Origin of the sequence: Anabaena sphaerica FACHB-251 (assembly GCF_014696825.1) — a bacterium.
In the GTDB taxonomy this organism is placed as follows: domain Bacteria; phylum Cyanobacteriota; class Cyanobacteriia; order Cyanobacteriales; family Nostocaceae; genus RDYJ01.
The window spans coordinates 665150-691566 of sequence record NZ_JACJQU010000002.1; the positions used below are offsets into that span (position 1 = coordinate 665150).

General features: G+C 39.7%; 21 protein-coding genes and 1 pseudogene. 8 read left to right on the plus strand and 14 right to left on the minus strand.

Annotated elements, in window-relative coordinates:
• The first annotated feature begins 55 nt into the window (after positions 1–55).
• The gene (locus H6G06_RS06580) at positions 56–1072 is read left to right on the plus strand and encodes a 2-hydroxyacid dehydrogenase (RefSeq protein WP_190558233.1); all 1017 of its coding nucleotides are present in this window, start codon (positions 56–58) and stop codon (positions 1070–1072) included.
• 481 nt (positions 1073–1553) lie between these two features.
• Here H6G06_RS06580 and H6G06_RS06585 read toward each other — a convergent pair whose 3' ends face one another.
• The 7 genes from H6G06_RS06585 to H6G06_RS06615 form a co-directional block, all read right to left on the minus strand.
• The gene (locus H6G06_RS06585) at positions 1554–1850 is read right to left on the minus strand and encodes a hypothetical protein (protein ID WP_242039605.1); all 297 of its coding nucleotides are present in this window, start codon (positions 1848–1850) and stop codon (positions 1554–1556) included.
• Between the two features lie 187 nt (positions 1851–2037).
• Positions 2038–2778, minus strand: coding sequence for a M50 family metallopeptidase (locus tag H6G06_RS06590; protein ID WP_190558549.1), 741 nt, complete (start codon positions 2776–2778; stop codon positions 2038–2040).
• A 107-nt stretch (positions 2779–2885) separates the two neighbouring features.
• Positions 2886–3878, minus strand: coding sequence for an FHA domain-containing protein (locus H6G06_RS06595; protein ID WP_190558235.1), 993 nt, complete (start codon positions 3876–3878; stop codon positions 2886–2888).
• A gap of 256 nt (positions 3879–4134) precedes the next feature.
• A complete protein-coding gene (gene pgl / locus H6G06_RS06600) occupies positions 4135–4857 on the minus strand; it encodes a 6-phosphogluconolactonase (protein WP_190558237.1) in 723 nt (240 codons plus the stop codon).
• 213 nt (positions 4858–5070) lie between these two features.
• Positions 5071–5856 carry an MlaE family lipid ABC transporter permease subunit gene (locus tag H6G06_RS06605; protein WP_190558238.1) on the minus strand — a complete coding sequence of 262 codons (786 nt, stop codon included), beginning with the start codon at positions 5854–5856 and terminating at the stop codon, positions 5071–5073.
• Positions 5857–5921: 65 nt separating this feature from the next.
• Positions 5922–6665 (minus strand): ribonuclease PH, encoded by a 744-nt coding sequence (gene rph / locus H6G06_RS06610; RefSeq protein WP_190558240.1) that lies wholly within the window; start codon positions 6663–6665, stop codon positions 5922–5924.
• A 127-nt stretch (positions 6666–6792) separates the two neighbouring features.
• Positions 6793–7377, minus strand: a complete 585-nt coding sequence (locus H6G06_RS06615; RefSeq protein ID WP_190558243.1) for a nucleoside monophosphate kinase — start codon at positions 7375–7377, stop codon at positions 6793–6795.
• A 350-nt stretch (positions 7378–7727) separates the two neighbouring features.
• Between H6G06_RS06615 and H6G06_RS06620 the strand changes: the two genes are divergently transcribed.
• Positions 7728–8264 (plus strand): P-loop NTPase family protein, encoded by a 537-nt coding sequence (locus H6G06_RS06620; protein ID WP_190558245.1) that lies wholly within the window; start codon positions 7728–7730, stop codon positions 8262–8264.
• Between the two features lie 166 nt (positions 8265–8430).
• Here H6G06_RS06620 and H6G06_RS27250 read toward each other — a convergent pair.
• A pseudogene (locus tag H6G06_RS27250) lies at positions 8431–8541 on the minus strand (RNA-guided endonuclease InsQ/TnpB family protein); the annotation flags it as partial.
• A 251-nt stretch (positions 8542–8792) separates the two neighbouring features.
• Between H6G06_RS27250 and H6G06_RS06625 the strand changes: the two are divergent.
• Positions 8793–11183 (plus strand): hypothetical protein, encoded by a 2391-nt coding sequence (locus H6G06_RS06625; protein WP_190558247.1) that lies wholly within the window; start codon positions 8793–8795, stop codon positions 11181–11183.
• Between the two features lie 98 nt (positions 11184–11281).
• The gene (psaI, locus tag H6G06_RS06630; RefSeq protein WP_190558249.1) at positions 11282–11422 is read left to right on the plus strand and encodes a photosystem I reaction center subunit VIII; all 141 of its coding nucleotides are present in this window, start codon (positions 11282–11284) and stop codon (positions 11420–11422) included.
• Between the two features lie 79 nt (positions 11423–11501).
• Here psaI and H6G06_RS06635 read toward each other — a convergent pair whose 3' ends face one another.
• Genes H6G06_RS06635 through H6G06_RS06645 form a run of 3 tightly spaced genes read right to left on the minus strand, consistent with a single transcriptional unit; the run spans position 11502 to position 14182 of the window.
• The gene (locus H6G06_RS06635; RefSeq protein WP_190558251.1) at positions 11502–11810 is read right to left on the minus strand and encodes a chaperone modulator CbpM; all 309 of its coding nucleotides are present in this window, start codon (positions 11808–11810) and stop codon (positions 11502–11504) included.
• A complete protein-coding gene (locus tag H6G06_RS06640) occupies positions 11807–12811 on the minus strand; it encodes a DnaJ C-terminal domain-containing protein (protein WP_190558253.1) in 1005 nt (334 codons plus the stop codon). The genes H6G06_RS06635 and H6G06_RS06640 overlap by 4 nt, the downstream gene beginning before the upstream one ends.
• A gap of 24 nt (positions 12812–12835) precedes the next feature.
• Positions 12836–14182 (minus strand): erythromycin esterase family protein, encoded by a 1347-nt coding sequence (locus H6G06_RS06645; RefSeq protein WP_190558255.1) that lies wholly within the window; start codon positions 14180–14182, stop codon positions 12836–12838.
• A 395-nt stretch (positions 14183–14577) separates the two neighbouring features.
• Here H6G06_RS06645 and H6G06_RS06650 point away from each other — a divergent pair, with 395 nt between their 5' ends.
• The 3 genes from H6G06_RS06650 to H6G06_RS06660 all read left to right on the plus strand — a co-directional run bounded on the left by H6G06_RS06650 (position 14578) and on the right by H6G06_RS06660 (position 16589).
• Entirely contained in the window at positions 14578–15210 is a 633-nt protein-coding gene (locus H6G06_RS06650) for a bifunctional 4-hydroxy-2-oxoglutarate aldolase/2-dehydro-3-deoxy-phosphogluconate aldolase (protein ID WP_190558257.1), read from the plus strand.
• 100 nt (positions 15211–15310) lie between these two features.
• Entirely contained in the window at positions 15311–15841 is a 531-nt protein-coding gene (locus tag H6G06_RS06655; RefSeq protein ID WP_190558259.1) for a L,D-transpeptidase, read from the plus strand.
• 214 nt (positions 15842–16055) lie between these two features.
• Positions 16056–16589, plus strand: coding sequence for a L,D-transpeptidase (locus H6G06_RS06660; RefSeq protein ID WP_190558261.1), 534 nt, complete (start codon positions 16056–16058; stop codon positions 16587–16589).
• Positions 16590–16690: 101 nt separating this feature from the next.
• Here H6G06_RS06660 and H6G06_RS06665 read toward each other — a convergent pair whose 3' ends face one another.
• The 3 genes from H6G06_RS06665 to H6G06_RS06675 form a co-directional block, all read right to left on the minus strand.
• Positions 16691–20560 carry an O-linked N-acetylglucosamine transferase family protein gene (locus H6G06_RS06665; protein ID WP_190558263.1) on the minus strand — a complete coding sequence of 1290 codons (3870 nt, stop codon included), beginning with the start codon at positions 20558–20560 and terminating at the stop codon, positions 16691–16693.
• A gap of 176 nt (positions 20561–20736) precedes the next feature.
• Positions 20737–21189: a TEK-like protein gene (locus H6G06_RS06670; RefSeq protein WP_190558265.1), complete on the minus strand. Its 453-nt coding sequence runs from the start codon at positions 21187–21189 to the stop codon at positions 20737–20739.
• Positions 21190–21436: 247 nt separating this feature from the next.
• Positions 21437–21889, minus strand: a complete 453-nt coding sequence (locus H6G06_RS06675) for a TEK-like protein (RefSeq protein WP_190558267.1) — start codon at positions 21887–21889, stop codon at positions 21437–21439.
• 1056 nt (positions 21890–22945) lie between these two features.
• Here H6G06_RS06675 and H6G06_RS06680 point away from each other — a divergent pair.
• Positions 22946–26254, plus strand: coding sequence for a hypothetical protein (locus tag H6G06_RS06680; protein WP_190558269.1), 3309 nt, complete (start codon positions 22946–22948; stop codon positions 26252–26254).
• Positions 26255–26417: the final 163 nt, after the last annotated feature.

A 26417-nucleotide genomic window follows, 5' to 3' on the forward strand; every position in this document is an offset into this window, starting at 1 on the left:
GAGGTGTAGGGTGTAGCGTATAAGGTGTCATGCAGCATATAACCTGAAATTTTGGATGAAAGTAGCAGTTTTCAGTACAAAAACTTACGATAGGCAGTTTTTAGAAGCTGCAAATTTTCCGATTCAACATGAGTTGGTATTTTTTGAACCTCGTCTGAATCGAGATACTGCCATCTTAGCAGCTGGATTTCCCTGTGTTTGTGCATTTGTCCATGATCAAGTTGATGCTTCGACTTTGGAAATTCTCGCTGCTGGGGGAACTCGTTTGATTGCTCTACGTTGTGCAGGTTTCAACAATGTAGATTTAGCAACCGCTGCCAAGTTAGGAATTACTGTTGTCCGTGTACCTGCTTATTCACCCTATGGGGTAGCAGAACACGCTGTAGGCTTGATTTTAAGCCTAAATCGCAAAATTCACCGTGCTTATAACCGTGTGCGGGAAAGTAATTTTTCTCTGAATGGGCTGTTAGGTTTTAACTTGTATGAGCGCACAGTGGGGATTATCGGTACAGGAAAAATCGGTCTGATTTTGGGACAGATTATGAAAGGGTTTGGCTGTAATTTACTGGCTTATGATCTGTATAAAAACCCAGATTTAGAAGCTTTAGGTGGAAAGTACGTGGAACTGCCAGAACTGTTTGCCAATTCTGATATTATCTCTCTACATTGTCCCCTGATGCCGGAAACTCATCACTTGATTAATAGTGAAGCGATCGCCCAGATGAAACCTGGTATGATGATTATTAACACTAGCCGGGGTGCGTTGATTGATACCCAAGCAGTGATTGAGGGGTTGAAATCTGGTCAAATTGGTTATCTCGGTGTAGATGTTTACGAGCAAGAATCAGAATTGTTTTTTGAAGATTTGTCTGGGGAAATTATTCAAGATGATATTTTCCAACGCTTGACGACATTTCCCAATGTCCTAATTACGGGACATCAAGCTTTCTTTACAGAAGAGGCTTTGCGGAATATTGCTGACACCACTTTTGCTAATATAGCTGACATTGAACAAGGTCGTTCTTGTGCCAATGAAATCCGCTATCAACCGGAAAAGGCTTTAGTTGGTTGATATTTGGTAATGTAAATGCGATGGCTACGCCCAACCCAGGCATCGCTTTTTACATTCATTATTCTTGTTCAGTTAACTCTTCTATTTCTTTACTTAGGGTTTGCTGAAAAATTTGTCTGTGAGGGGAGGGAACAGGGAACAGGGAACAGGGAACAGTTTCAGCTATCTAGATATCTTCAATTTCCCATATCCGACAAGGAAAATTGCACCTGTTTTGAGACACCATAAACCAAAACCTTGCACTTTCTTGTGATAAAAATCCGCGAAACCCTTATTAATAAACGGTTTTATCTTTATTCAGCAAGCCCTACTTATAGCCATGGACAGGGTGGTTAGGACATCAATTGATAATGAAACTCCCACTACAAAAGGGTTTTACTCCTGACTCCTGACTCCTGACTTCTGCTATATTTCTTTACTATTCAACTTAATAATTGGTTCATATTCCTCTGCTATTTCTTGTGTTATCAATTCCCTCGGTCTATGCCTCAAGCGCATTCGGTATTTCTTCTTTTTTCTGATTCTGTTGATCATCAGGTAACTCTTCTAATTCACTAGAAATTAGCTCCTGAAAATCATCATCACAATGAGTATGTAGATGAACGACACTCACGAGAAGTTCTGCTATAATGTCACCTTTTTGATCAGAGGTTAAACCAGGTAACTGTAGCTGATTAATTAACGTTTGTACTTTCTGGCATTCTTCACCCAATTCAGTAATTAAGGTACTGAGAGTTGAGTTAGTGATTGGAAGATGTCTTTCAGTAATCTGCATCATATTCATTGACCTAATCTTTTAAGCTTTTTCTGAATGTTCTCTTCAAAAGTCCTAATCTCTTTCTCCCAATGCTTAATTAAACCCTGATTAGGAAAATCCTTCTCTAATTCCAGTGTAATCTTTTCTTGATGTTTGGCAATTTGCTTTAAGAAAGAATCAATTGCCTTCTTGTGATTTTTATTACACATTATTTTGAACGATAGGCAACCCGCAGACTCTGCACTAAAATCACCAGAGAAGCCACAGCCATCAACCCACCCCAAAACCAATAAGGCAGCAGCAAATACCGCTGCATTTGCGCTGTATCGGAAAGTCCTAAAGAACCAGCACTATAACTAAATAGATAATTTAATTGATGGTACGTACTCACACAAGCTTGCACACCTAAAAACTGAATTGCAAAACCCTGTACCCAGCGTGGAGTTCTCAAAGCTACTCCCAAAATAATTAAACCTAGCAAGGGAACCGCTATTAAGCCAAACCAAGAACGCACCCAAACTAATGTAGAAAACAGCAAAAAGCCCCCTAAGATTTTTAAACTTAGAGAAGCGGCTTTAAAACTGCGGGAAGCGAGAATTAAAGCTGCACCAGCAATAGGTGGACCCATTGGACCAGCAGCAGCAACCAAAGCTGGACCTATCGGACCCAAGGTTGAGCGCATAGTATAAGTAGCAACACCAGAACCATTGCTAAAAATCTCTAATTTCTGGAAATTTCCCCCCAACATCAGAGCCATCAAGCCGTGACCCATTTCATGAAACCAAGTCGCCAAGATGGTAAATGGGTATAAAATATAATCACCTGCTGGGAATTGCCACAGAATAGCCGTGGCGATCGCTGCTCCCACAAGCCAGGTTAACCCCATCCGTTCAAATTCTGGGGGGGCTTCTTGAGTCAGGAAAGGTTGAAAATTTTTTGGTTCCCTCATGGGTAATATTCCTAAAATATAATTCGTAACTCGTAATTTATGATTACTCATTATTAATTACGAATTACGAATTATCAATTACGAATTATCAATTACGAATTATTCGTCTAAGAGAGTTGAAATAAGAAAGTTACCAAATCTCCCTTACCCAGACTGATGCGATCGCCTGGACGTAAGCGGTGTCTATTCCCTGGTAATAGCGGCAAATTATTAATGTAAGTGCCGTTAGAACTACCCACATCTTCTATATAATGAGCATCTCCCTCAACACGAATATCTGAATGAATCCGTGAGACAATTTCTGAATTAGGAAATCCAGCCACATCGATATCTGGGGGAATGCGGTCATTAGGCTTGCCAATATGAATTACAGACAGATTTTGCGGTAATTCAATTTCTTGGTTACTTTGGACGTGAAATAACCGCGCCACGACCTGTTGTAATTGGGTTCTAGAGGCTGCTACCGCAGGTGCAGGTGCGGGTTCCGGTTCTGGAGGTGGAACTGGTGCAGGTGCGGGTTCCGGTTCTGCTGCAGGTGGAGCCACTGCTTCTGGAGGTGGAACTGGTGCAGGTGCGGGTTCCGGTTCTGCTGCAGGTGGAGCCACCGCTTCTGGAGGTGGAACTGGTATGGGTGCTGGTGCTGGTGTTGGTATAGGTTGTGGGGGTGGAACTTGTATTGGTGCAGGTGGAGCCACCGCTTCTGGAGGCGGAACTGGTATGGGTGCTGGTGCTGGTGTTGGTATAGGTTGTGGGGCTGCTGCTACTACTGTTGGTGGTAGGGTAGAAGCAGCAGGAGGATTAGCAGGAGCGCCAAGCCCTAGAGCATCAGGTTGTAAAAGTTCTAACATTGGGTCAGGAGTAACCAACGGTGGTACTTCCACAGGAATATTGGGAGCCATCGTTGATCCTACTATTGTTGCTTCTGCTGCGGCAGTATTAGAGTGCAGGTTATAGCCACACTGACCGCAAAAAGCAGCATCTGCTTGCACTGTTGCCCCACAACTGGGACAGTTAGTAGTCGCTGGTAACGGCGTGTAGCAAGCTTCACACTGAACAGCGCCGTCTGGATTGGGATGATTGCAATTCGGGCAGACGATCATGGATTTAAGCCTTTGTCAAGGTCATCGTAAAATATATTACTCACAAGCAGTGGTCAGTTGTCAGCGGGAAAAGGCAAGAGGCAAGAGTCAAGAGGCAGAAGGCATGAAGTCTTATAGCAGAAGGCAAAAGGCAAAAGTAAAACCCTTTTCATCACTGAATTTGAGCTTTTAAGAATTTCCTAACCGCCTTGTCTATTGCTATATATTATTTTCTCCATCTTCCCTGTTTCCTGTCACCTGTCACCTGTTGACTGATTTAGGGTTTGAGTTCCAAACCAGCTGCTTCATCCAGCAGCCATAACAATTCTCCTTGAGGTTTAATCAAGCGAGATGGATAGGTAAAATCATCAGCCACGGACGCGAATACTTGTGCTAAAGCAGGTCTTTTATTAGCACCAGCAACTGCAAAAATCACGCTCCGCGCAGCGTTGATGAATGGGTAGGTAAAAGTGATCCGAGGATTACCGTCTTTGTTACCTACAGTAATCAAGTGATCGCGTACATTAAGAGCTTCGGTGTGGGGAAACAAAGATGCAGTGTGTCCATCATCACCCATTCCCAGTAACACTACATCCAATGCGGGAAAATTTCCCGGTGCAGAATGGAAAAATTCTTGCAGATGCTGTTCATATTTGGCAGCATCTACCGCTGGATTAGCTGATAAAGTTGGTATGGCGTGAATATTAGCTGCTGGGATAGCAACGCGGTCTAACCATGCACGACGCGCCATCAGTTCATTGCTATCAGGGTGATCTGGTGGTACATAACGCTCATCTCCCCAGAACACATGAATTTTATCCCAAGGCAGATTTGAACAGCCTATTGCTTCGTACAACGGCTCAGGTGTGCTGCCACCAGATAAAGCAATAGTAAATTGCCCCCTTTCTTGAATCGCAGTTTCCAATTTGGACAGGATCAAATTTAGCGCCCGTGTTACCAGCGCAGGTAGATCCGGTAAAATTTCAACCGTGTTGTTCATGGCTTTATCATCACATAGCCGGCTTCCAGCAACAGCTTACCTAACTTTTGGCAATTTCCCTTTTTAACTTTTGAAACTTTTAACATCATCAAGTTAGGTGGGAAATAATCAACCTAGAGGTTCTTTATCACTTTTTCTGGTCATTTGTCAGTAGTCAGTTGTACTAATCGCTGATCAGCTTTCAAATAACCGCTAACTGATAAGTGATAACTGTTAAAGCACAGGCTGCTCAAACAGTAGCAAGGCCAGCACAAAATCCATCATAAAAATTGCTACCCAAGTAGTCACCACTGCTGTTGTCGCAGATTCTCCTACTTCCTTAGCTCCTCCCTTGGTAGTCAATCCCCAACTACAGCCATTAACTGCAACTATCAATCCAAAAATCAACCCTTTAAGCAAAATAATAAACACATCTGAAGGTGCTAAAAAATCTCGGACTGACTCTAAAAATGTCTCTGGCTGAACTTGAAAAAATTGTGCTGCGGCAAAAACTCCGCCTGTGATGCCCATAACCAAAGCAAAAATCATCATCACAGGCATCATTAAACAGCAAGCAATCACTCTCGGTAGTACGAGATAATCAATTGGGTCAGTTTTCAGCATATAAAGAGCGTCAATCTGTTCTGTGACTTGCATGGCTCCTATTTCAGCTGCAAAAGCTGAACCTACTTGTCCGGCAATAATACTAGCAGTCAAAATTGGCGCTAATTCTCTGCAAAAGGCTAAAGCAAAAGCACCTCCCACACTTTCCACCGCACCAAATCTGACTAATTCTCTTGCTGTTTGAATCGTGAAAATCATCCCCGCAAAACCGCTGACTAACAGAACTGGCAAGAGCGAAGCAGGTCCCGCTTTGACTGTATGATCCAGAACCTTCCGGTAATAAGTTTTTCCTTGAAGTATGTGCAGTGATATTTGACCAAAGAGCAGCACTGTGGCCAAACAGCGCACAATCCACAATTGTTCCAGATTTCTTGTTGGTTGCAAGTTTACCGCCATTAGTGTTGACTTTTGATATTAGTCAGTATTCAACACAAGTGACAATTGACGGGAAATATTGCATCTTAATTTCCTGTAAATACGGTATTCCAATCAGCAATAGCATCTCGTTGAGCAATTAATAATTCCTGAATCCCTTTTTCGGCAACATCTAACAACTGATTCAACTGTTGACGGCTAAAGCTGCCTTCCTCTGCGGTTCCCTGGACTTCAATAATTCCCAGATTTTGGTTCATGACAACGTTAAAATCTACAGTTGCGGCCACGTCTTCAATGTAGTCAAGATCCAAAAATGCTTCTCCCCCCAATAAGCCCACAGACACCGCTGCCACTTGTCCACACAAAGGCGATCGCTCTAAAACTCCCCGCTGCAATAATTGAGAAATAGCATGGGCTAAAGCCACAAAACCACCTGTAATCGCTGTTGTTCTCGTCCCAGCATCAGCTTGTAATACGTCAGCATCTACAGTCAGCGTCCGTTCTCCCAACACCTCAAAATCCAACGCGGCTCTTAAAGAGCGCCCAATTAAACGTTGAATTTCCTGTGTCCGTCCCGATAATTTCAATAATTCCCTTTCCTGTCGTTGTTGTGTGGCAGATGGTAACATCCGATATTCGGCCGTTAACCAACCTTTACCACTCCCCGTTAAAAACCTGGGTACTCCTTCGGTGACACTAACAGTACAAAGTACCTGAGTATCACCACATTTTGCCAGAACCGACCCAGGCGCAAAGCGGGTAAAATTAGGATAAAAACTCAGTGGACGGAGTTCGTAAGGGTTTCGACCGTCGGGACGCTGCCAAGCCATTGGAGTTGCCTCAAAATTTTTGTATTCTGCCTTTAGATTACCGCAGGATTACGGGGACTGGGGACTGGGGACTGGGGACTGGGGACTGGGAAGAAGAAACTTTTGCCTCTTGCCTTCTTACTGTCACCTATTCCCTGTTGCCAAGTAAACTGAGAATATTGTGCTGTACTTGTTCTGCTGAATCGTCACCATTGATAGTTAACAGACGGCGACGACGGTCATAATATTCTAAAATGGGAATAGTGCGATCGTAGAATAGCTCTACACGTCGCTGGACAATTTCTGGTTGATCATCTGGGAGCGATCGTCCTAAAGAACGGCTAACCATCACCGCCTCTGGTACTTGCAGATAAATAGCATGATCTAGCTTTTGTTCTAAACTGTCCAACAAAAAATCTAATTCTTCCGCTTGAAAAGCCGTTCGGGGGTAGCCTTCTAAGATCCAACCACAAGTAACATCCAGTTGATTGAGGCGAACTTTGATAAATTCAATCATCATTTCGTCTGGGACTAATTCCCCTTTATCCACATAAGGCTTGGCATAGAGGACTAAATCATGTAGTTCACCATAACCATTCGCCGATTTATTACCAGATATAGCTTCCCTTAAAATCTCACCCGTCGAAATCAGAGGAATATCAAAGTATTTGCAGAGCCTTTGTGCTTGAGTGCTTTTTCCCGAACCTGAACCTCCTAAAATCACCAATTTCACAACAGTTCACTCCTCATCATCTCAAATTCATTACTGCCTAGCTCTGTTTTTTTGCCCAAATAAAATGATAAATCCACTTTTTTAATGATTTTTAGCTTCTAGCGCCAGTTTCCAAATGATAAAGTTTGCCAATTATTTGTTTGTATTTTTACAATTACTTTCCTGCAAAAAAACCACAATGTAAATCACAATGGCTCTTGACTTGAGAATAAATCTAGTGTTTGACTAATAATGCTAATCTTAAAATACACTAGACCAGTACAAAACAGCTTAATTATACAGCGTAAATTTGCAATTACTACTATTAGCAACAACTAATTCATCTATTGTGACTCTTTAAACTTAGCCCTATGGTTGCCCAACTAGAAACCCCAAGTATCAATTCGACTCTCAGCTTGCCATATTCCGTTGCTGGACTAGTACAAGTTTTCACTAGCTCCCATCGTAACTTTTTTACTAGCGTCATATCACAAGCACTAAGAATTGCTGGACAAGGTACACCAGTGTTAATAGTGCAGTTCCTCAAAGGTGGTATTCATCAAGGACATAACAAACCTATACAAATGGGGCAAAATTTAGATTGGATACGCTGTGATTTACCACGTTGCATCGATACACCACACCTAGAGGAAACGGAAAATCAAGCTTTACAACAGTTGTGGCAGTATACACAACAAGTAGTATCTGAAGGGAAGTATTCTCTCGTTGTTTTGGATGAGTTAAGTTTAGCAATTAACTTTGGTTTAATTCCAGAAGCAGAGGTTTTAGAGTTTCTAGCAAACCGTCCTCCCCATGTTGATATCATTCTCACAGGCCCAGAAATGCCGAAATCTTTACTGGATGTAGCAGACCAAATTACAGAAATTCGTCGTAGTCATCAGCCATAAAAAAGCTATTAATTGACTACAGTGGCTTCAGTTGCGTACTTATGTCAATAAATTTATGTTAATTCTCTGGGTTTAGGTTTGCTCTATGCCCATCTATTAGCTGGTTTCACTGTTACGAATGACAATAGATGGCAATATTTGTCTATAGATTGGGCGAAGTTTTACAATACCACTTATCTACAAAAATAACTTGTTTATTTTTATTTTTGGCTACCCATTCTAATATTTGGAGAAATTCGCCAAACGCTAAGTCTGATATTTTTCTGACCCAAAGACGGTCGCCCTAGAAGGGCGAGGCTTTCAACCCATTTCTTTGGTAAAATTCAGGTGGCTGAGACAAAGCAGTGGGACACAATTAATAGCGATAAAATATAGTTCCCATAGTCAGAAACCCCACAGCTAAAGCCGGGGGCTTTTTAAAGCCCATCTGAGCAGTCTAAGTGTGATGTCATCATCTTACTAAGTTAAACTTACAGCAAGTTAATACAAAAAATTAATCATCCGCTCCTTGGCTTAGGCATGACTTCAATGGAACACTGGCAATTTCTGATACAGAAACAGGGCGATCGCGATTGGCAACCCCTGGAATCGCCAAATCTAAGAATTTTAGCAGGTAAGTATAGAGTTTTGGCTCGTTCTCACCTTGCCAATACCGATGTAGAAGTGCGGGTAATTCACTCCTCAATCCAGGAAGTTCCACCCAAACGGCGAATTTTTAAGCGTTTGCGTCGTACTAATGCAGATGGACTCATGGCAGTAATTCCCTTTACCGATCTCAAACCGGGAATTTGGGAGTTACGATGCTCTGGCGACTTGATGACGGATATGCTGGGTAAATCCTGGCAATATAGCCTACTCCTTAAAGTCTTGCCTCTACAATTCAGTGAGCAACCACTGTTAGGTAGTGGAGATCAGTTTGACGAAGGGCTAAAGGTAACACTCACTGGGGAAGATGAATCTGCCCTGACTTCACCCAGCAACCTTGACATCAATGCTTTGTTAACAGAAACCGAAGAAGATATAGTTATTAATCAACCTGTCAGCCCAGTCTTATTTAAAGGAGAGACAGCAGAACAGATCGTACAAAGCTTAATAGATTTAGCTTTACCCAGTTCAGAATCCTGGGATGAAAATTCACCAGATGAGGATATTTCACCAGTATCCCCACCATCACCACTCAAGGTATCTCTAGAAAGGGATATATACATTGGTAGTTGGGGAAAAACTATCACAGTAAATGGCTATGTGGAACTGGCAGAAACGGAAAATCTGGAAGATGAAATATTATCTGTAACCCATCTTTATCAACTGCAACTAGTTACCGAACTGCGATCGCCCTCAGAATCCAAAATCCTCACTCAACTCAGACAGCCTTTAACAAATCAAATCTTGCCTTTTACATTTAGTAGCATCATTGAGATTCCGCGAGAGTGTGAATCAAAGTTAATTTTGGCAAATATTAGTTTATATGGCGCACTTAGGAATAGTGGTGAAGTCATACTCTTGGGCAGCCATTCTTTCATAATTACAGCAGATGTCACAGAATTACTGACCATTACCTCACCAAAATTTAGTCCCCCAAATTTGTTACCTGATGGCAACTCTCCCCCACATCAGGATGTAGCCACCAAGCCAAAACCACCTGTTAGCGTAGGTTTAGAACTTTTCAATCTAGTTAAAACTCCCAAATTAGCTCAGTTTCATATTTTAAAACCATCTGCAAAAAAAACACTACCACCACGAATTAAACCCATAGTTATCTTAGATGGGGATTTACCGAAACTGCCGAAATTACCCCGGATTCGCAAAAATGCTCTCGCTAGTAATTCTCCAGTTACAGGATCACCCATATCTGACGGCACCATCAATCTACCTAGTCAGATCCCCCCAATCAATCTAGAAAAGTTGGTGATCAAACAAGTTAAAACTTCTTTTCCCTACTTAAAACGCTTAAAACCTGCACCAGAACCGGAACCAGAAACCCAAGAAAATCTGCAAAATCCTCTTGAAACTACCTTATCTGAGCCTGAAACCACACCAAAATTACTGTCCAGCAATGAACATGAAGAAGCCTTTGGTGTGGAATTGATCGAAGATGCAGTTCCTCAAGTTCCTACTCTGGAAACCGAGGAATTAAACACAGCAGAGATATCAGCAGACCCAACACAAACATCACCTTTGATTCAAAAGTGGATGAAGAACCAAGGATACTTCTTGGATGAAGGTATCGAGTTGGTATACCAAAACAATGAGACTGATAAATCAAACCAGGAGCCTGGTGTGACTCTGAATGATGAAAATCCTGCTGTTGAGGATGAATTACTTCTATTAGATGCAGAAATAGAAATAGAAGAATTGATAGATTTGCCTGAGCATATGCTTCTAGACACGAGTGAACCAACCCCCGAGCCAGAAGCATCTCAACACATATCTAATTTGTTATCTCAAGAAATCGTTCTCGATGATACCTATATTGCCTTAAGCAATGAGGACAGCAGTCAGGTTTCGGAACCACAGGAACAACAACTGCTAGATTTATCCCCTCCGCTGCTGACATCTTTATCTACACCCCAACTGTTTCTGCCCAATGGTGAATTGCTTGCTGGTACGTCTGTAAAAGTGCGTTTAGAACTGTCCCAAGCATCATCAACAGTTGTGATGAAGTTATGGGTTGAGGATTACCAAACTCGTGGGTTACTAGACGGACCCCATCTGCTCCAAGATTTGCGGCCTACCCCCTGGGGAAATTGGGAAGCCATAACTCAATTAATTGTGCCTTTAGGCTGTGTGGAAATTTTGGTAGGGGCGATCGCTCTCGATATGAGTACCCAACAGGAAAGTCATAAAATCACAGTAGTCAAGACTGTCATACCTCCCGACTTACCGATGATGGAACTTGATGAGGTGCTTGGGATGTAAATGGTTTTGTTAAAAATCTTGAGAATTTCCAAAAAGAGGAGGAATTTTGCAGTAAGCTCCTAAGTGAATTGTAGTGTGACTTCAGAGGACTCTTTACTATGTCAGGTTCATTTTTGCCCTCTATTTTGGCCTATTCTTCATTTTTGCCTTCTATCTTCGTTCCTTTGACTGGTCTAGTTTTGCCAGCAGTAGTTTTCGCGTTTTTATTCTTATATATTGAACGCGAAGATATTGCCTAATTAGGTCATAGGTAATGGGTAATGGGTAATTAACTACCGTGTTTTTTACCAATTACCTGTACCTACATCGTTACATTTCTTAACTTTCCTGTATTGACTGATACGCACGAATTTGAGCGCGTAACTGAGCAATTTCTTCAGCCATATCTAAAAGCATTGCTGCTCCTACCAAATTTAGACCTAAATCTTGACGTAGACGTTGAATTTGAGCAATACGAGCAATATCTCGCTTTTTTAGCATCACCCCAATAGGTTCAATTAATCCCAGCGTGACACAGCCTTCTACTAAAGCGGTTGATGTGTTTGTTGCCATTGCCGCATATTCAAAAGAATAAAGCTGTTCACCTTCTTGTGAAACTACTACTTGGGAAAGACTCAACTCAGTCATAATCCCACCTCCTGCAATTGTGTGCGGGGGTTAAAGCTGGTGTGTGCTTGAATTTTTGCATAAGCTTCCCGTTCAATAGGGTCTAAATCTTTGGGAGGCACAATTTGCAACTTAACTATTAAGTCAGTTCTTGCCCCTTCGGACTGTCTCCAACCTTGACCTCTTAACCTCAATGATTGCCCCGAACGAACTCCGGGCGGTACTTTTAGGGTAACGCTGCCATCGGGTGTGGGTACTTTGATTTCAGCGCCTAATACTGCTTCATCAGGGCGAATAGGTACGTCACAAGCAATATTATCGTCTTCAAATCTAAAGAAAGGATGGGGCAGAATTTCCACTGTTAGGTATAAATCTCCCCGTTGTGGAGAAAACGCACTAGGACGACCTTTACCCCGAATGCGAATTCTACTACCTGGTTTAGCTCCTGGTGGAATTCTCACATTAATAATTTCATGATCGAGTTGTAGCCGTTTTTGTGTACCGTGATAGGCTTCGGAAAACGTCAGAGCTATAGCCGCTTCTGTATCAGCCGCAGAAGTCTGAGGAGCATATTCACCCCCAAAATGAAAATGTTCAAATCCTCTGCTAAAACCGCTTGGTCGCCCTGTAGGAGTGCGATAGGTGTAAGTTCTGCCTCTGGTTCTACCCCCATCAACACGACCTAATAAGTCATTGATAAATGAATCAAAATCGCTGTATTGGTCAAAATCAAAACCTTCAACTCCCACACCTGCACCTCTAGGTGGTGCTGATCCTTGATTTACCTGATTCCAGTATTGCCCAAATTGGTCATACTTTTGTCGTTTCTCAGAGTCAGATAGTACCTCATGGGCTTCGTTAATTTCTTTAAAACGCGCCTCCGCTTGCTGATCTCCGGGGTTTAAATCAGGGTGGTATTTGCGGGCAAGTTTGCGGTATGCTCGTTTGATTTCTTCTGGTGTGGCATTTTTATTCACACCCAGAACAGCGTAATAGTCTTTAAAATCTGTAGCCGGTGGCATAATACCAATTTGTAATTCCTAATTTTAGAGTGCAAAGGGGAAAGTCTCTGGTGGTTCATCCATCTCCGATTCAGTATTACGGTCTAAAGGTTGCACTCCCTTGGTATCATCTATATGAATAACTGCATCAAATTGGTCAGGCAAACGAGCATAAAAATAGTGACTAATGCGTTCAGTTTCTGGTAGATAAATTACACCAATGGCTCTTTCTAAATGAGGTTCTTTTAAACCTGTAATTACCGGATTTCCATCTCGTAGCAGAAGTAAAAACCGGGGTAATCCTGTTTGATGGAATAAGGCTTCATAACTTCCTGGTAAGGCCGAACGAACTTGTTTAAGTTGGGCAGTTTCCCCCCAATTAGAAGCAGCAACAACTGTACCTGTATAGGTGGTAAAACCAATCAAAACAGCATCATTACCATAACCTTCTCGTACTAGTTGACCAACATTCACCTCACCCAATGACCCCATATCTGTAGCACTTGCATCTCCTAAATGGGAGTTATGTTCCCAAACTACGACTTTAGTTGGTGTCCCCTGTTGATCGAGATGTGCAACTAATCGGTTTAGAGTTTCTACCATGTGGCGATCGCGAATATTCCACGACTCAACCCTTCCTTCAAACAGCGAGCGGTAATAAGCCTCTGCATTCTTGACCAATCGAGCATTTTGTTCAGCATAAAAGGATTCATCTATTTTCATCCGACCATCTTGTTGAATATATTCAGCAGTTTGACTTTGTAAGTCTGTTAATTGATTCAGTACCTCTTCTTCACAGGTTGGAGTGATACCAAAACTGGTAGCATAACCATAGGTTTGGGCATCTTCACCAAAATGCTCAAGACACGAATAGCGAAAACGCGCACGTTGAGCCGCATCTGGGTCAACTTGTTCTAAGTAGTCAATAACTGCTTCTATAGAAGCATACATACTGTAAAGGTCAAGTCCATAAAAGCCAACTTTGGCAGCATTTTCTGGTAAAGCGTCGTTATATTCTCGTAACCAATTGACAAAGTTTAAAACGTCTGTATTTCGCCACATCCAAGTCGGGAAACCTAGAAAATCACCTAGTGCTTCTGCTGGTGTGGGATCATTACTTCCACCTCGCACATAACGATTCACACGGTAAGCATCTGGCCAGTCAGCTTCAATAGCTACAGCATTAAAACCCTTTTCTTGAATTAGCCGTTTGGTAATTTCTGCTCTTTGTTCATAAAATTCATGTGTCCCGTGGGAAGCTTCACCAATCAAAACCAAACGAGCATTACCGATTAAATTCATTAATGGGTCGTATTCTGCGGCTACACCTGTTAGTGGATATGCAGATTCACGCACCGCATCGACTAAATTGATTATAGTTGCGTCTCGCATAGTTATTAATTATGGAAACTAGAGATTTTTTCCTAAACTTTCGACGTGTAATTTGAAGTGATGCAAATCTGGCGGCAAGTATCACCGGATAATGCACAATAAGTTAGGGGAAGATATTAATAATCTCAGCCTACAAAGATGCAACTTTGTTTGCATCTGGCTAATGGTGCATGATAGAAAATTTAGGCATATCTCTATGGTACTAGCTGGTATATAGCAATACTAAATTCTTCGTGAACAACAAGACAACAAGATCCCCGACTTCTCTAAGAAGTCGGGGATCTGAATCTTGAGCGATATGAAATTGGAAAAATAAAAGATCCTCAACTCTTACCTTCTACGTTACGCAAGTGTAAGGTCAAATCCTATTTTTACTGAGCAACGCCTATTTTTTTATGTCTGATCAAGTTTGGTTGTCACAATTGCAGCAACATCGAGCGATCGCAGTTATTCGCGCCCCAAAAATGGCGTGGGGTGAAAAAATGGCTTTAGCGGTAGCATCCGGGGGAATGCAGTTAATAGAAATTACCTGGAATAGCGATCGCCCTGGGGAATTAATCTCTCGACTGCGTACCGATTTACCTGATTGTATCATTGGTACGGGTACGCTGTTTAATGTGCAGCAGTTAAAAGAGGCGATCGCAGCTGGGGCGCAGTTCCTCTTCACTCCCCATACTGATCCAGAAATGATTAGAGCCGCAGTATCTCAAGATATTCCCATCATTCCTGGCGCACTCACACCTACAGAAATTGTTACAGCCTGGACTCAGGGCGCTAGTTGTGTGAAAGTGTTTCCTGTGCAAGCTGTGGGAGGAACGAGTTATATAAAAAGTTTACAAGCACCTCTTGGTCATATTCCCTTAATACCTACCGGTGGTGTGACAATAGAAAATGCTAAAGATTTTTTACAAGTTGGGGCTGTGGCGGTGGGCTTAAGTGGGGAATTATTTCCCAAAAAAACGCTATTAGAAGGAAATTGGGACGCGATCGCGGGGCAAGCAAAAAATCTCATACGGAGGTTAAATTAGTAGTGAGGTGACAAGGATAGGGAATAGGGAACAAGTCATAATAAATTCTTCCCAATCACCAATTACCAATCACTAATGAGTATAGAGGAGTGTGTTTACCATGAAAAGCCTAATTGATCCTAATTGGATGCGTCGCTTAAAAATATTACTCACGGGTGCATTAGTCTCTACTAGTATTTTTAGTTTCCGAGCGAATGCAGTGTGGGCAAATCCAGACAACAATAAAAATCCAGACAACAATAAAATTGCTACAGCTATTCAAACACTCAAAGAATCTGATCAACGCTGGATTCAAATTAACCTCTCAGAGCAAAATTTAATTGCTTGGGAAGGTAACAAACCTGTGTATGCAATCACCATTTCTTCTGGTAAAAAATCTACACCCACTCGTGTTGGCACTTTTAAGATTCAAACAAAGCTGAAAAAAACTCGGATGCGGGGTATAGGTTATGACGTTGCCAATGTCCCCCATACTATGTATTATCAAGGCGGTTATGCTATTCACGGAGCATATTGGCATAAAAGATTTGGTACACCTGTAAGTCATGGTTGTGTAAATCTTGCACCTAATCATGCGAAATGGATATTTGAGTGGGCTGATGTAGGAACTCCAGTAGTTGTTAAAAAATAGGAAGTGGGGAGATGGGGAGATGAATACACCAATTACCTATCACCTGATAAATGACCAAAATCACAGGAAATCAAAACAATTAAACGGTTCTAGGGGTTGCAGGATCAGTAAAATAGAGAAAGGTATTGAAAATCTCTGTTTACCAGAATTTGGCGTAAATCCTCAGAAATCCTGCGCGAAGTAATAACACTAAAAATTAAAAGGTAATTGGATCATGCCTAGCTGGATTCGTAGTGCTTTAATACGTTGTTCTGGAACTTTTTGTACAGGTTTAGTATTGATGGTGGTGACTGTGTTTTCTTGGTCTTCACCAACCAGTGACCCCAAAACTACTACAGCTAACGCAACTGTAGTCAATCAAAGAACTACTATATCTAAAAGTCAGCAAATAGCCCAATCTCGGCGCATTGAAATTGATTTGTCCGAGCAACGTTTACGGGCTTGGGATGGTAAAAATTTAGTGTATTCCTTCCGAATTTCTACAGGTAAGCGTTCCACCCCCACACCAGTTGGTAGATTTGCAATTAATTCCAAGTATCGCACTCACCGAATGCGTGGTACAGGTTACGACATTCCTGATGTTCCTTACGCTATGTACTTTTATGAAGGCTATGCTATTCACGGTGCTTACTGGCATAACCGTTTTGGGACTCCCATTAGTCATGGTTGTGTAAATTTGCCAGTTAAGCAAGCACGCAAGTTATACAATTGGGCAGGAACGGGGACTGTCGTGGTTGTGCGTCGGTAGGTGATTCAATTTTAGATTTTGGATTTTGGATTTTAGATTGACAGAACATAGATCCCCGATTTCGTTGAGAAGTTGGGGATCGGATGTATTTATGGCAACAATCATTTTTCTGCAATCATATTTAAGCTGATGAGAGTTCCTTTATAAGTCATAGAACTTGTATCTCCGAATATATTGAATTCTTTCACTTTGCGGATATTGGTAAATCCTGCCATTTTTAATTGTCTAGTGAGGATTTCCTGATTAAATCCTCCCAGATGATAGTCATATTCATCGACATGACCGCCAAAAATCATCCGTATAATATTAAAGCGTTCGTGATAAGTTAATTTATCTTTCTGGAGGAACAAAGAAGCCAGAACATCTAAATCAGGAACACTAACATAAATAGCAGCACCAGGGGCTAAAACTCTCCGCCATTCTTGCAAAGTTTTTTCCAGTTCATAAGCATAATCAAAGTGTTCTAATACATGAGATGAGTAGAGAGCAGAAAAAGTGTTATCTGCAAATCTGGATAAATCTTTAGCATTGCCTATGTGATCTACATGAGAGCCGGGAATAGCATTCAATATTTCCCAACCTGCTACAGCTTCAGTTCCGCCAATATGCAGTTTTCTTTGTTTGCCATTAATAGCTATTGCTTGAATAATAGAAGTATCATGGATGTGTGATTTTTCTATTTTTTCAGAAGTTTTACCATTTTTAAGAAAAGCAGGAGTAATATTATTAGCATATTTAGAGCCAAAATTTTCCAATAAAACTTTTGAATTTTGCCGGATTTCCCTATTATCCGGTTCTACTAACAGCGCACACCGATAATATTTTTCAGCCTGTTCAATTAATTCCTGCTCTTCCAACAGTTTTCCTAAAGCTTGGTATGTTAAAGCAGAACAGCGATTAAAGGCAAGGGATTGTAAATAAGATGGGATCGCATTTTCCACATCATCTAATTTTTGATAAGCCTGACCTAAATAATAGTAAGCCTGAGCATCATCAGGATGATTTTGAATATACTGCTGATAATAATTAATAGCATCAGCAAATTCTAAACCAACAGGAAAAGAAGCGTTACTAGAATAATTTTCGCCATTAGATACTGCTGTTTCTTGCTCAATATAAATCTGCCACATTTGGCGATAAGCAGCTTCTAAAGTGCTGGTCATGTTTTTCACATCCAACAGAGGAGAATGCAGCACTCGTTCCCGCATAGTTGAGCGCAAAGATTGCAGATAATCTGGATTTTGGGCTAATGCGATCGCTTTTTGAACATACTCGGCGGCACTATGGGCAATACAATTATCCAAACCAACACTATGCAAAATACTTGCACTCATGCGTTCCATTTTCCGAGTCCCTGCTAGGGTGACTGTGGGTACTCCCATCCACAGAGCTTCACACGTTGTAGTACATCCTGTATAAGGTATACTATCCAAATGCAAATCAACTTGATTATAAAGATTCAGGTGGTCTTCATCAGCAGCATACCCACCATATAAAAAGATGCGTTTCGGATCAATACCCTGTTCCACAAAGGGAGTTTGAATTTTTTCCGCAATTAAAGGACTAAATACATCGGAACTCGCACATTTTAAAACCAAGCGAGAGTTAGGAACTGCTTTAAGGATTTCAATCCACAGAGCAAAAGTCTCTGGTGTCAGTTTGCGTAAATTATTAAAAGATGAAAAAGTGAAGATACCCGTTTTTTTACAGGGAAGTTCAGCTATATCGGGTGCATTTTTTAGAGGTTCATAACCCACATAACAACGGGGTAAACGCCATATAGTTTCGCTGGTTTTTTCCTGTGTATCATGGGGATGGAGAACCTGATCAGTAATCCAATAGTCAATGGTTGGTAAACCTGTGGTAGCAAAATAACCCAAGTAGGTGGTTTGAATCGGTGCAGGTTTCATCCCCAAGACCATCATTCGGTTGTTTGCCGTATGTCCAGCCAAATCAACCAGAATATCTATACGGTCGGTTTGAATTAACTCAGCTACTTGTAAATCAGAAAGACCAACTGTGGAACGCCAAGCATGGCAGATATCTATAATTTCATCTGTGATTGCATCAGGTTCATTAACTTCTCCATAGCAGAAGACCTCAACCTGGGTGCGGTCATGGTGTTGGAGAACAGGTTTAATAAATGCACTTACGGAGTGTCTGCGAAAATCAGGGGAAATATAGCCAATGCGTAAACGCCGTTGTGGATTTCTATTGTTATTATGATTACTGAGAGTTGGTAGCCATTGATTAACTACTTGTTGCTGATACCACAGTTGAGCAGAATCTAATATCTGTTGCGGTGTAAAACTGGTGAGCGAACTTAAATTATACAGAAAGCAAGAATGTAGTTTAGAATTATTGGGATTAATTTTTAACGCTTCATTTAAGAGATTAATGCACTCTAATAATTTTCCTTGTTCACCAGCAAGAAAGCCCAAAAGTTCGTAAGTTTCGCCATGATTAGGATCTATTTGTAGGCTTTTTTGGAAACATTCTTTAGCTAAATCAATTTGTCCTGTTTTATAGTAAACATAACCTAAGTTTTTGAGTGCATCAATGTAATTAGGATCAATTTTTAAAGCTCGGCGATAAGAAGATATAGCTTCTGAATGGTATTTTTGATTTTGCAAAACACAACCAATATTATAATGGCCCAAAACACAATCTGGATCTAGGTCAATTACGGAGTGAAAACAGCTTTTAGCTTGTTCCCATTTGCGTTGACGCACCAACATTGCGCCAGTATCGTTGATTTGCTCGATGAGTTGAGGCAATAATTCCAACTCTTTTTCCCCTAGCAGATTCTGAATAAAATCTGCACCTTCTCCTTGTTGCCAGAGTAAAGCTAAATTGAATTTAGCACCTTGGTGATTTTCGTCTATTTGTAAAACTTGAGAAAACTGCTCTATGGCTTTGATAAAATGCCTTTGACGTTTAAAAATTAATCCTAAACGATAATGAGCTTTAGTATAATCGGAGTTGATAGTGATAGCATTAACATAACTATTAATAGCTTTTTCCCACTCATCCTGTTCTTCATATACAAACCCTAGATTATAGTGGGATTTAGCTAATTGAGGCTGGATACTAACAGCACGTAAATACCATTGTTCTGATAGTTGTAGATCATTTTTTAAGATTAGGGATGTTGCCAATAAATGGCAAACTTCTGCAGCTTCCTGTAACCGCCCCATAGCAATGAATCTAGTAACCAGATGTTTATCAATAGACTCATAAAAATTTTCCCGCAGTTCTCCTGACTTGACACGGTGAACTTGAGCAAGAAGTTGATCAATGTGTATAAGTAGCTGTTCTAATTGAATTGATGCCAAATCCTGTTCTAATTTTCTAGATAAACTAGCTTCATCTTCGTCATGAAAATGCAGTAATAATGGACTGAGTAAAGCTTCAATTAGTAAGCATTGTTGAGGATTGAGAATATTTTGCCATTCTTTTGTTATCTCTTGCTCTAAGGGGTAATCTTTTAAGAACAGGTCAATTTCTGCTTCTGTTACTAAAATTTCTAAATATTCCGCTAACCACGCAATCGCTGAATTTGGTTGTGCAAGTAAGATTTCTCTGGAAATTAATAAAGTTTTATTAACATCAGGAAACCACTTTTTCTGGTATTGTTGCCAAAGATTAATAAAGATAGATTCAAAAGTTTCCTTCTGCTTTGGGGATGTAATAACAGCAGCTAGAATTTGACGGGGGTCTTGATGTAGATAAATGCTCTTAGTTTGACCTTGATGAATTTTTTCTAAGGCTGTTTCTGAAAGAGTCTGATATTGGATTAGTGTTGTTAGTTTAGGTTCTCCTTTGATTTCCAAATAAGCATCAATTTCAGTTGCTGTTTTACAAGCTGTCCCTTGAATATCAATTTTACCAGTTTGAGTGAGCAGGGCTTGGCAAAGGTCGTAACACAGAGTTCTTAAATTCTGAGCAGTGCCACCACAAAATATAATCATAGTTACCTTTAAAACTTGTTAATTTCAGTAAAATTTGCTAAAGAAATAATATTTATCTAAATTCAAATCACACAATGAAAAATTAATGTTCGTATTTTGCTAATCAGTAATGTTGGGCAGACTGGATGCCCACCCACAAGGTTGTATAATTTATCAAGCAGCAATTAAAACCACAATTAATCTAGAGCAGCAGAACCGGCACTTTGCCATGATTTCACAATGCCGATAATGTCACCAAAGCGAACATCATTAATAGCAGCATCAATGGCGCGAGCGATCGCAGCTTGAATAGTTTTGTCTGTATAATTGGTTGTACCAGCATACATATTTCCCTTAGTAATTGTCACTTGACTAGGATCATGGCCTCCAGCACCATAATTAATTCTTAATATCAGTTGACCAGTCGGAGTAATGGAATTTTGGGGAAATACAATTTCTGATGCAAAGCTATTAGTTGTACCATTTGATAAAACGCTAGTCACTGCCGCTGAGGCTCTAGACTGGGAATCATTACCGATAAACTGAGCCTGAGCAGGTTTCTCTGCAATAAATGAGGTTGCAACTGCACCCCCTACCAATAAAAATGCAATGACTGATGCTTTTGATGTGTGGGTAAAGTTGGTGTTCATGGTTGGGACACTCTATTTGTTGACTATCCCAACCTTTCCCAACTTCAATTTTCACATCTGGAGAAAATACCGCAGACATTGACTCAAATTCAGAATAAAATAAGGTCATCCCCCAGTTAATGCAGAGAAGATGAACTATAATTAACTACAGGACATAGGGATTGAATTTTCCTGTCTATGTCCCATAAAGGTGGTTGACGATTCCTTCTATCCCCTTTTATTAGTAGGAATCGCCGACTTTCCTTCATTAGTCCAACGCCGCAGAACCGCCACTTTGCCACTGTTTGACGATACCGATAATGTCACCAAAGCGAGTAGCGCCTTCAGCAGAATCTATCGCACGAGCAGTAGCAGCTTCAACTGTGCTGGCAGAATAAGTTGCAGTACCAGCACTCATGTTTGCTGTTGTAATAGCAATTTGGCTCGCATCTGAACCGACACTAGCATAAGTAGCACTAATTGTTAAAGCACCTGTCGAAGCTATAGACTGCTCTGGAAATACGACTTCAGCCGCAAAGCTGTTGGTTACACCATTGGTTAAAACGCTGGTGACAGCACCAGATACTCTAGACTGAGAATCAGCACCGATGAATTGAGCTTTAGCTGGTTCAGCAGAGATGAATGAAGCTGCAACTGCACCACCTGCTAACAGAGAAGAAATAGCAGCAGCTTTTAATGTTTTGTTAGATTTAGCGTTCATGATTGGTAACTCCTAGTTTTTTTACTAAAACTTACACACTACAAAAACTTTGCATCATTTGTATTGAAGAATTTTCTTCATTTCAGGCTGTGTAACGTTCCGATAGGTAGGAATTTTTCAAGAGCATGAAACAAAGACTCTTTTTAGTCAGCCATCCTGATAAGAATCAGGATGGAAAAACTCAGCTTCTGAAACTATACAGATGGATGTTTGATTGCTTTGGCAATGGGTAAGAATCTATGTTTAATACCTTACACGGAATATTGGAAGGTTGTTACGGGGAAAATATTGAAATTTTAAAAATATCAAATAGTAAAAATACTGTAAATCACTTAATAGTTTTTTGGGTATATCCTGTTTAAACGTTCAGTATTTTTATAATTCGTTACCAGCGTAATAAAAAATCACCTTAGAGTTGATTAAAGAATTATCGTTAATTTTCAGCAATAACTGTAACTGTTTATTTGGCAAGATTATTAAAGATTATATTTACGTAGGCAAGCCAATTTGTACCTACGTAACACTACTTATTTTTTCAATCCCTACACTGAAAAAAAACAGTAATTAGCTCACCATAATCATGTAAAAAAAATTCTGATAAAAGCTAAATCAACTGTTATTATTTGGCTAAATGGAGATTTGTTCACAGCTATTTGAGATGTATATGTCTTGCTGACTCAGACTTTTAGCCAATGCTTCCAAAACTACAGTCTTAAATTTGGATGAGGATCAATACTGCTCGGTTAAAGTTTGATCCCCCCAACCCCCCTTTTCAAGAAGAGCTAAATTTCTTAAAGTCCTCCTTTTTGGGTGGTATTTAGGGTTATTTGCAAGGATCTTGCATCTTAACCGAGTAGTATTGGGATGAGGATTAGATTGCTTTCTAATGGTTAAGATCACAAACATTTACATTTTTGTAACTGGTTAAGAGAATGGTTGTGTTGAGCAATAATTTTCAATACAGAGATTTTTGTGCGATAAAAATTCGACAGTTCATCAGAGAATGCAAACTCAACCGCAACCGCATTTAATCTAATTCCAATATTTAAGATTGTTATGAAGAAAGAATATCTTTTCTGGAATAGTGGGCTTTTCTTAACTCTGTCAATATCGGCTCTATTACCGATAAAAGTCATTGCAACCGAGCCAGACACAGTTGACGAACTTATGAGTGTCAAGACAAAAAATCAGAATAGTCATACCGAAAGACAGTTAAATTCAACAGAGGCAGTTTTTGACCAAAAAGACTTAACTTATTCTCCTCCAGAGCAAACAAACGTTATTTCTTTTTCACCAGAGCAACAGTTAATCAATACAAAAATCAATCCCATTCACAATTCTGCATATCAGTTACCAGAAAAGCTCCTACATACAACCAGAAGTTGTCGGGGACATACCCTGGAAAATTCCCCACTCATACCCATGACCACAGAAGATAACCCCCATACTCAGGAGGACTTTCAGCCAAAAATATCCGTTTGTGAAGATAATAATACCTCCTTTGCACTATCTGACTACAGTGCTGGTGAAATTCTTCATGACGATTCCGTGCAGAATATAAATACAAAATTTCCCATTGCTTCATATTCTAACGCATCTTTATCTGAAGCTACTCTTACAAAAGAGAATTTAATTGCACAATCAACGAATAATCAAATTCAAGCACAATTTAATCCAGTTGAGCCAAATTTGCCTGTAGTTCCCAAGGAAATACCCTCTTTACCTATTCCAGAGGAGAAACCAGAAGATAAACCAGAAGATAAACCAGAGGATAAACCCCAATTAACACCAGAAGAAAATAAAAAAGTGCTGAGAACCTTAATGCGTAACTTGTTAGACAACAGTGCATCAAGATATCCATTTCTGGTAAATACAAGTGATAAACTAATTATTAATCCCCGGAATTTTCAACCTTTAAAATTTGAGTTTTATTCAGATTTCAGTTTAGACCTAGATAAGTTTGAAGTAGGTAATTCTTTTCAGACAGGAGAATTTAGCGATATTCTCATTAAATCAGCCAATATTTCTTTTTATCCCGATGACGAACAATTTTATTGGATTTTAGATAGAAATCGAGTAGTTATTAATACTGAAGGTAGACATTTGAATGTTGGTTATCAGGGAAATTATTCTCAACAAAAATTTCGACAAATTGCTAAAATTTCTACAGTTTTTTGGGGAGTCCAAACAGTATTTGCTATTCCCAATGTCTTTGAAGATTTAGTTAGGGATAATAATTTGAATGAGATAAATATTATTAGTGCTGCTGCGGAAATAGTATTACCTAAAGGAGAAAATCTAGCTGATAATGCCAGTTTTACTATTAATGTAACTAGACCTGATAGTAGTTTTTTTGAAAAATTTATTCCCCTATATGACACCCGCAAAGCAACCACAGATTCACTGCTAGGAGGAGGTTCTTTATTTGGGAATTTAGATGCTACGAATACACCTAAATTTTTACAAGGGTTTCCAACTGTAAATTTACAACCTTTATTAAATAATGGTGTCAAGCTGGAAATTGGCAGTATTATACCCCGTGAAAATCTTGCTGCCGCTGGACTAACATTAGGTAATGTTTTCACTAAACAGGGATTTGCTTTTAACTCTCCTATTACTTCTTTTCCAGGAATCAAAACTTTGCAAGTTAATCAAAGTGACAACAATGATATTGTTGCAGTTCTCAGCAATCCTTTTCTAACTAAAGAACAAAGAGATTTTCATTATCTCAACTCCTTGATGTGGTATAACCTTGGGCAACAAGATCCTGAAGTTGCCACTTTTTCTACATCAGATCCTCCAAATCAAGATTGGTTTAGATATAGTTTGAGTTGGTCTCATAACCGGACTTTACTGCAATATGATCCAGAAAAAATCAAGTTAAATTATTTGAATGTTTTTGCTAATCCAGGTTTATCTATAACTACAGCACAATGGAAAGATACTGATTTAAATCAAACCACAAACGCTAGTCTAGGTTTAATGATGGGTAGCGTCTTTAATTTTCTCAATCCGGGTAATTTGAATGAAACTATTAGTGAAGCGAAAGAAAAGTATAAAAATTTGCAGCCTTTAGCTACTCTCAATACGAAGGCTACATCTCAACAACGAAGGCAAATGAATGAACGGTTAAATAATACACTTAATTATGCTAATACTAATAGCAATCTTAGCCAAGTTTCAGGAAGTTATACTTTTGCGAGTAATATTACTCCAGATAGTTCATTATTATTCCAATTGAGAACAGGTATTTACCGCAGGAGTGTACAATTTACTGAGCAAAAAATAGAACCGTGGACTCCTGAAGCGCCTGTTATCATAGATTTTGTTCGTCCCAGTGACTTGGGGCCAATATTTTTTACTGGTATTAATATTCCCACTAATTTAACTCAAATTAATGCTCCAGAAACGTTTGAAGTTACTTTTATTCGCGGTGAAACTTCAGATGGAGAAGTTTTATTTGATCAATCTTATGTTTTTGACAATAATTTGTCCAGTATGTTTACAACAGTTCCTATTATTGGATCAGAAAAAAGTTATGACCTAGATTTTGGAAGGATAAAACTGAGTACGTTTCCACAAAGAGATATTGAAACATCTTCTTATACTGGACATCTTTATTTACCAACAATTGAGTTGGTAACTTCTGGAAGTATTGATAACTTTAGTTATGCCCTATCTACAGGAATATGGTTTAATCTATTTCCAGATTCTGCACCAATGATTGATAGTAATTTGGGTAATTTAAATCCTAATGCTACAGTAGAAAGTTCCATGGGAGGAATGTTGAAATTTGCAGCTAAGGCAGATTTTAAGAATATATTTTATGATAAAAAAAAACAGTGGCAAACGATTATAACTAATTCACCTTTTTTTTCATTAACTTATAACACTAATCCTAATAGGTTGAATATGTCGAGTATTTCTCTGGGGAATGTGTTTCAATTTGTGAAACCTAATTTTAATATTACTTTTTATCCTGTGTTGAGTTATGCGCCGACAATGCTCAATCCTAATATTAAATCTAGTAGTTTAGGCGATATAGGTGCTTTTTTTCTCTTCAATTTTTCCCATAAAGTTGGTTTTAATTTTAATAGTTCTATCTCTCTAGGCAATCCATCTTTCTACCAACTTGAAGCTACATATGATGTAATGAAAAACAAAAAAATTGGGACTTTAACAATAGGTCCTTACTATTCCAATAATTCTCTGGCTACTAAAGGATTTGAAAGTCAGGCTGAAGATCCTAACTATGGGATGATATTCCGCTATGAGAGTCCTAATTCTGGTTTGGTGATCAATTCTCGTTTAGGTAATAGTGAATATGGTTTTAGGGGACAAATGAATATGGAATTTAAGTTTTAAGATTTCGACTTTTAAATTGCATAATTAAACTGGGCAAGATGCCCAATACCACTTGCTACAAGTCGGTAAACCCACCCAAGGCAGTGGCTGCCCCACAAGAGTTTGATAAAATTTAGATATCCAAATCTAAATAGCCTAAAAAGCTTTTATAAGAAAATAAAAG